Here is a 6644-nt window from a genome sequence, read left to right on the forward strand (position 1 = left end):
CGCTAAAACCAGAGGTTAAATCCCTCTTTTTTATTAACCTAACTGGTACACTTTTCGCGCGCTATGCTGGTACCTTTTTGCTCCGTCATTGACAGGTATAGGCAAAACATTAGCAAGTAATTATTACTATGATTCTGGCAGTTAAAAACCATTAGCTAAGCGCAAAAAGAAATTAAATAAGGCTTAGTTAAACCGCTCCCACTAATTTCCAAAATTTCGCGTCAATACATCCAAATTTAAAATAAGTAATCTCCTTTAATGCGCGTCCAAGTGGATGCACATTAATTCATAGGAGATTACATAATGAAAACAAACCAAGCCGTTAATGACTTATCGTCTGAGAAATTACTACCTCTTGATGAGGTAGAACGACGAACAGGCTTCAAATCGAGTTTTATTTATAAGCAGATAAAAAATAAAGCTTTCCCACCCCCGGTAAAAATTGGTAGTTCTTCTCGCTGGCGTGAATCTGAAATCCAATCATGGATTGGAGCACAAATTAAAAGGCTCGCTGCCGCCAGCGAGCAGACAGAAAAATCGCATCAGAATGCAGGTGGGCTGTAATGCATCAAAACAGAGATTTTAATGATGCGCTGGATGATTTGCTTGTGGAAGTGAAAGCTACTGATGCTGCTGGATTAGCTACTGAACGATTATCAGAAGCTGCTGAGGTTATCAGTATCTTGTTATCGGATTCTGGCGATTTATCAAAGCATCCAGAATTAAATGAATCTGCTGTTATGCGGAAGGCTCCTGATCTTGTCGGGCTTCACGCGCTATGCTCAACGCTTGAGTCGGTTTCTGTCGATAAGCTGGTTATCGAGATAGGTAAGTTAAAAGCCTTTCATCGTATTGCAGTTAGCCTGGAGCGTATCGCCACAAACAAGCAAGTAGATGAGCTTGCAGAATCACGGTTTTCTAACCGTATTGCAGATAGCTTGGAGCGCATCGCAAACAGCCTAAATCGGCTTGGAGCAAATGCAGGGGGTGAGAAATGAATAACTTGTCCTTGACATGCTTCTACCTGCTGCCCTATGCTTGGCATGTCGTTGGCAAAATCCAACGATCTGGTTTGACAGCCAGAGAACGAGGCGGACTACCGCCACAGAGCGGTTTTTTTACGTCCGTAATCTTATGGCAATCCTTTTTATGGGTGGCCGTATGTGGGAGGGTTTATCCCTGCCGGGCCTCGTTCCGGTCTGTCAACCTGCATACGCGCTGCCCACCCGTTCAGACTATTGAGCGGTGGCGGAATCTCAAACCGTAAGTGAAAAGGAACTAAGCCATGAATCCCCAAGATCAAGAACAACAAATCCATAAAAACAACATGAGGAAGAACGCTGCGGAGCGTCTCATCCAAGAGTCAAGACATGTTGAGCTCATGATGTGCAATTTGGTGTTTATGCGAGAGCTTATTGACCTCAATAAAACCGATGATCAAATCCTCCTAAATGGAAGGGAAGTCGATCTATCTAGCGAGCAGCTAATAGGGCTATATGAGCTGATAAAGAATGATTTCCTGGACATATTGCCGGATATATCTGAAAGAATCCTGAACCATATGGAATGTGCTGCGCGGTCAGAGCAAAGCGATTTAACTGATGCCCGTGATTGGATTTATAACGTAATTTGCAAACTCTCGTTTGTTCAAATGCTGGCTGAAATACCGGCATCAGAAACATGCGTATCGTTGAGCTATCAAGCTGCCATAGGATTGTCTGGAATTCTCAGAAATATTGAAGGCGACCTTGAAGCCATTCATGAGACTTTGTATTCCACGGGGAATGATATGGCTTCCGATTTAAGCTCAGATGCTGGCAGCGCCAAACATTAGCCGCCAGCATCTTCATCATACATTTCCTCTATCAACTTACCGCCACGCCGCGCCAACGGGTGGCGGTACCCAATCATTAACGAGGGTCTTCAATTATGCCAGCAATCAATCCAATAGGCTTCAGACTTGTTGATACAGTAAGGGGGCGTTAATGAAGCCGCCTGAAATCAAAAAAATTGCAGTCCATGCAGTAGCCAATGCACAAAGGATTATAGGGCACTGGCTGCCTGGTGGAAAGACACAAGGCCATGAATATTTAGCCCGCAATCCTAGGCGGGCAGATAGCACGCCTGGATCATTTTCTATCAACTCACGTACTGGTGAATGGGCAGACTTCGCCACAGGGGACAAGGGGAAAGATTTGGTTTCCCTGGTGGCGTATCTGACTGATTCCACCCAAAGTAAGGCCGCTGAGGATGTGGCCTTGTTTCTGGGTATCCCCATTGAGCAAACAGCCCCACAAAATCGAAGCAAGAGCACTTTAAAAGATGCGGGCAAGGGCAATGCATCAGATGAGCCTAAAGAATCGCCCAGCGATCAATCTGCTAAGGATTCGGCTAATGATGGGTGGGTGTGTGTCATGCCTATCCCAGAGAGTGCCCCGCTGCCCCCAGAAGCGCACCCAAAGCATGGTAAATATGACCAGCGGTATCCATACCTAAGCATCGATGGCGAACTGAATTATTATCATGACCGCTGGGAAGTTAAAGAAGCAGGCGGAAAAAAACAGTTTGCACCGCTGACATTATGGCAGAAGGGAGAGCGGCTCAAGTGGCAGTTCAAAGCGCCACCGGTTCCCCGCCCGCTTTATGGTTTATCTTCACTGCGGCAATACCCTGATGCATGGGTGTGGATCGTCGAAGGTGAAAAAGCCGCTGAAGCATTGGGTAAGCTGTTGCCCGATCATCCGGTTCTATGCTGGCAAGGTGGCAGCATGGCCGTTGACAAGTCTGATTTTCAGCCATTGCAAGGCCGCCTGGTTCGAATATGGCCGGATTATGACGAAGCCGGAAAAAAAGCAACTGGGGATTTGATCCAGAAATTACAGCAAGCTGGAGCGTTTGAGATTGACGTATTGAACCTTGAACGCTTGGCTTATTATGTACCCGCTTTTGCTGATACGGGTAAGGAGTCTATCCCCAAGATAGATCGAACAAGCACCGCCGCCATGCTCACTGGTGACGATGCCCATGATTTGTTGATGCGTGACCGCTGGACGGCTGAACATTTCCGCCTGTTGCTCACGCTGGGTGTGCCTGATTTGTTCTTGACCAACAACCAGAATACTGCGCAGCAAACAACACAACCAACTTCACAAGATGACACAACCGAAGGCGGTATATCAGAATCACCTGAGAAAGAGTATCAGCCCAATTTTGAAGTGAAGGAATATGGTGTTATCCACGTTCAGCAAGCGAAAGATGGCACTTACACACGCAAGAAAATATGCAGCAAACTGGAAGTACTCGCCCAAAGCCGTGACCCCAACGGAGGGTAGTGGGGTAAGCTCGTTCAATTCTCTGATCCTGATAAGCGAGTGAAGAGAATCATTATTCCTATGCGTGCATTCAATGGCGAGGGCTTGGAAGCAACAGGCCGCCTGCTGGATGAAGGTCTTGTGATCATGCCAAAGGCCAGGGCGCTGGTGTTGCAGTATCTACAGGAGCAATGCCCCAGTGAGCGTGCGCGGGTAACCGATAAGACCGGATGGCACGGGTCAGGGAATGATCTGGTGTATGTGCTGCCTGATCGTTTCATTGGACTGTCCAGTAGCGGTGATGAATGGCTGTTCTCCAATTAAAAGCAGGAAAACCACTTTAAGCAGAAAGGCAGCTTGCAGGAATGGCGGGAGCAGGTAGCGATCCTATGCCGTGGTAATAGCCGTTTGCTGTTCAGCGTCTGTACTGCATTTGCAAGTACGTTGCTGGAAATCCTGGGGCTTGAGGGTGGGGGATTCCACTGGAGAGGAAGTTCATCTTGTGGCAAATCAACGGCCCTACAGGTGGCCGCCAGCGTATGCGGGAGCAGGCAATACGTCGAGCGGTGGCGGTCTACTGATAACAGTCTGGAAGGGGTTGCTCAGAGCCATTCTGATGCCCTGCTGGTGCTGGATGAAATTAAGGAACTGGAAGCCCGTGTTGCAGGTGAATCTGCTTATATGCTCAGTCATGGCTCAGGCAAGAGCCGGTCTAATGCGGATGGTTCGTTGCGTGTTAAGGCTAAGTGGCGAGTGATTTATTTGTCAAGCGGAGAACTAAGCTTGTCTGAGCATGTGGCCACTGCTGGCAAGGACACCCATGCAGGTATGGAGTTGAGGTTGTGTGATTTGCCTGCTGATGCAGGAAAGGAGCTGGGAGCATTTGAGGATTTGCACGGCCGTGCAAATGGTTCTGAATTCTCCAAGGTTTTAGATGATTTAACCAGACGGTACTACGGCACTGCATTTGCTGCCTTTATCGAGCAAGTTCTAAAGAATCGTCATGAACTTGTTGAACAATGGCATGACGCAAGGTCAGAATTTGAAAAGGCCGTATTGAATGAGGCCGCGTCGGGGCAAGCCAGGCGGGTGGCGGCACGGTTTGCTTTGGTGGGCTTTGCGGGGGAGTTGGCAAGTCAATGGCAGATTACCGGATGGGCAGAAGGTGAAGCGATGGCTGCCAGTGTTCGATGCTTTAAAGATTGGCTGTCAGGGTTTGGGGTGGGTAATCGAGAACACCACAAGATGATTTCGCAGGTCAGGCGATTCCTTGAAGCTCATGGTGAGGGTCGTTTCGCTCGTTTTGAGACTGGCGATATTGACAAATCTCACTTGCCGAGAGTGATGAATAAAGCAGGCTATCGTAAAAGTGCGGAGGATGGCGTTGAGTATTTCATCTATCCTGAAACATTTAGATGTGATGTATGCCAGGGACTGAATCACACAGAAGTTGCAAAGCTTCTTATCAGCAAAGGATATATGAGACCGGACGGAAAGCACCATAAGCCCAAGGTGGTGCTGCCATCAGAAGGACAGATGAGGGTTTACCATGTTCTTCCTGCCATTATGGGGGCTGATGATGAGTAAATGGGCGGCAATGATCAAGGATGCTTTGCTTGATGAGGCTGCAACCAGTCACAGTACCACAATCGAACGGCGCAAACAGGACGATGCAGGAAGCCGGGCGAATGAGCAGAACAACCAAGCAGAAGTGTATCCGCCCCATCCTGTTGCAGTTGCGTTGCTGCTGGCATGTTGTCAGAGAATAGAGGCGAGCCGTGATGAATTGGTTACTGAGCTGCTTAAGCTCAAATATCTACCTCCTCCAGAACAGGTGCAGCGCTGGGCACTGGGGTGTTGTGAGAATGGATTGCCTGCTGAGCGAGTAATTCTGTCTGGTGTCCCGTCGTCCGGTAAAGCAATGGACTGCATGAACTGCAAACACCTGGAGATGATTCTTGCATCACGTCACGGCAAGCGCAAACAATACCACTGGAGCTGTGCCAGGCAGCATGCCATCCTCGAAGTAGGCTACCTTGGCGAGCGTGTCTTGCTTGCGCCTGATACCTGTAACGACTACTTATTGTAGATCATAACGAAACAATAAACCTGTCATTGCTTCCCCCTGAATCAGGAACACATCCCCCGTAATAAGGAGGGAACAGGACAATAAGCAGGTGATTTCACTCTTTCAGGCTGTCTCGTTAAAGTCATTACTGCCCCGTCACAAAGCAAATTATGGATATGATAACCGCCATATTTAACCCTAAACAGAACGATTTTCCCGAAAAAGTGGGGAATTCCCCATTCATCTTTTGCTAATTTGGGGCGTAGTGGGGAGGCTTAAAGCTAGTATCCATGCGGTTTTCAAGCCGACTTCCCCATTTTCCCCACACTCCCCACTGTTTTTTTTGCTGGATAGGAAATAGAAGAATGAAATGCGCCCGTGATGATGGCGGCTGCAGATAAAAATGCGGTGAGAAAAATGACCTTCCAGGGTAATAGAAATTATGGTGAGTGGGTAAGAAATGCTTTCCGGATTGTATCTGTTAAGGAACTATTGTTTTCCATGAAGATGATTGATTGTATCCCACCGGGGGCGGGTTAAAAGTCTGGAGTCTTCCGGCTCTAGACCGTTCGCCTAGCTTTGTGTGCAAAACCGCGAATTGAACAGGGGGGGGTTAAAAGTTACTAACTTCTAATAGCATGCTTATGGGGGTACATCTGGGGGTATATCTATTTTGCATACATGGTTATATCTAGCATTCATGCGGGTTTTATATCCTATATGCGGTGGACGCCTTCCCCGCCATTTACCCGCCCACACAAATCCGTGACAATCCGCGAAACGCAATAAACAAGCAGATTTACATTGGCTTCTGCTAAACGTTCCGTATAGCGAATCGACAGATATTGACTGCCATGATCGCTGTGATGGATTAACCCACTGGTTTCCCGCCGCACCCACAATGCCTTCCAATGCATCGAACACCCAGTCTGTATGCAATGACCGGGTGACCCGCCAGCCGACAATAAGTCGTGCAAAAACATCTGTAATAAAAGCTACATAAACAAATCCTGTCCACGTTGCCACAAAAGTGATGTCCGCCACCCACAGCTGATTGGGGCGCGTCGCTACAAATTGCCGGTTAACCTTGTCTGTTGACCGATCAAGCAAGTCATCTGCAATCGTCGTCCAACATTTTCTACCACGCCTGATGCCTTGTATTCCAAGCTTCCTCATCAGCCGTTCGACTGTACAACGGGCAACCCGGATACCTTCACGTATTAATTGCCGCCATACTTTGTTGGCGCCATAAACTTTGAAATTGC

The 6644-nt window shown here is 47.9% G+C and carries 6 protein-coding genes and 2 pseudogenes; 7 read left to right on the forward strand and 1 reads right to left on the reverse strand.

The features are described from left to right. Nucleotides 1–303 precede the first annotated feature (303 nt). From BLW34_RS14460 to BLW34_RS14490, 7 genes and pseudogenes are all read left to right on the forward strand, one after another. Nucleotides 304–564 (forward strand): helix-turn-helix transcriptional regulator, encoded by a 261-nt coding sequence (locus BLW34_RS14460; RefSeq protein ID WP_090581066.1) that lies wholly within the window; start codon nt 304–306, stop codon nt 562–564. Then, a complete protein-coding gene (locus BLW34_RS14465; protein ID WP_090581070.1) occupies nt 564–998 on the forward strand; it encodes a hypothetical protein in 435 nt (144 codons plus the stop codon). Before BLW34_RS14460 ends, BLW34_RS14465 begins: the two co-directional genes overlap by 1 nt. Continuing rightward, complete coding sequence (locus tag BLW34_RS15865; protein WP_143037960.1) at nt 995–1267, forward strand: hypothetical protein; 273 nt, start codon at nt 995–997, stop codon at nt 1265–1267. Before BLW34_RS14465 ends, BLW34_RS15865 begins: the two co-directional genes overlap by 4 nt. Nucleotides 1268–1285: 18 nt before the next feature. Beyond that, on the forward strand, nt 1286–1834 hold the full coding sequence (locus tag BLW34_RS14470) for a hypothetical protein (RefSeq protein ID WP_090581072.1): 549 nt from the start codon (nt 1286–1288) through the stop codon (nt 1832–1834). A 151-nt stretch (nt 1835–1985) separates the two neighbouring features. Continuing rightward, on the forward strand, nt 1986–3332 hold the full coding sequence (locus BLW34_RS14475) for a hypothetical protein (RefSeq protein WP_090581075.1): 1347 nt from the start codon (nt 1986–1988) through the stop codon (nt 3330–3332). A 12-nt stretch (nt 3333–3344) separates the two neighbouring features. Continuing rightward, nucleotides 3345–4898: pseudogene (locus tag BLW34_RS14485) on the forward strand (DUF927 domain-containing protein); the annotation flags it as partial. Beyond that, entirely contained in the window at nt 4861–5400 is a 540-nt protein-coding gene (locus tag BLW34_RS14490; RefSeq protein ID WP_143037961.1) for a hypothetical protein, read from the forward strand. The pseudogene BLW34_RS14485 and the gene BLW34_RS14490, both read left to right, overlap by 38 nt. 779 nt (nt 5401–6179) lie before the next feature. On the opposite strand, the pseudogene BLW34_RS14495 reads toward BLW34_RS14490, so the two are convergent. Beyond that, nucleotides 6180–6644 (reverse strand): annotated as a pseudogene (locus tag BLW34_RS14495) (IS3 family transposase); the annotation flags it as partial.

Source organism: Nitrosomonas sp. Nm58 (genome assembly GCF_900107335.1).
Classification (GTDB): Bacteria; Pseudomonadota; Gammaproteobacteria; order Burkholderiales; family Nitrosomonadaceae; genus Nitrosomonas.

Excerpts from the sequence above, each read along its gene's own strand:
- BLW34_RS14460 (WP_090581066.1), top strand. The coding sequence starts at position 304 with ATGAAAACAAACCAAGCCGTTAATGACTTATCGTCTGAGAAATTACTA.
- BLW34_RS14465 (WP_090581070.1), top strand. The coding sequence starts at position 564 with ATGCATCAAAACAGAGATTTTAATGATGCGCTGGATGATTTGCTTGTG.
- BLW34_RS15865 (WP_143037960.1), top strand. The coding sequence starts at position 995 with ATGAATAACTTGTCCTTGACATGCTTCTACCTGCTGCCCTATGCTTGG.
- BLW34_RS14470 (WP_090581072.1), top strand. The coding sequence starts at position 1,286 with ATGAATCCCCAAGATCAAGAACAACAAATCCATAAAAACAACATGAGG.
- BLW34_RS14475 (WP_090581075.1), top strand. The coding sequence starts at position 1,986 with ATGAAGCCGCCTGAAATCAAAAAAATTGCAGTCCATGCAGTAGCCAAT.
- BLW34_RS14490 (WP_143037961.1), top strand. The coding sequence starts at position 4,861 with ATGTTCTTCCTGCCATTATGGGGGCTGATGATGAGTAAATGGGCGGCA.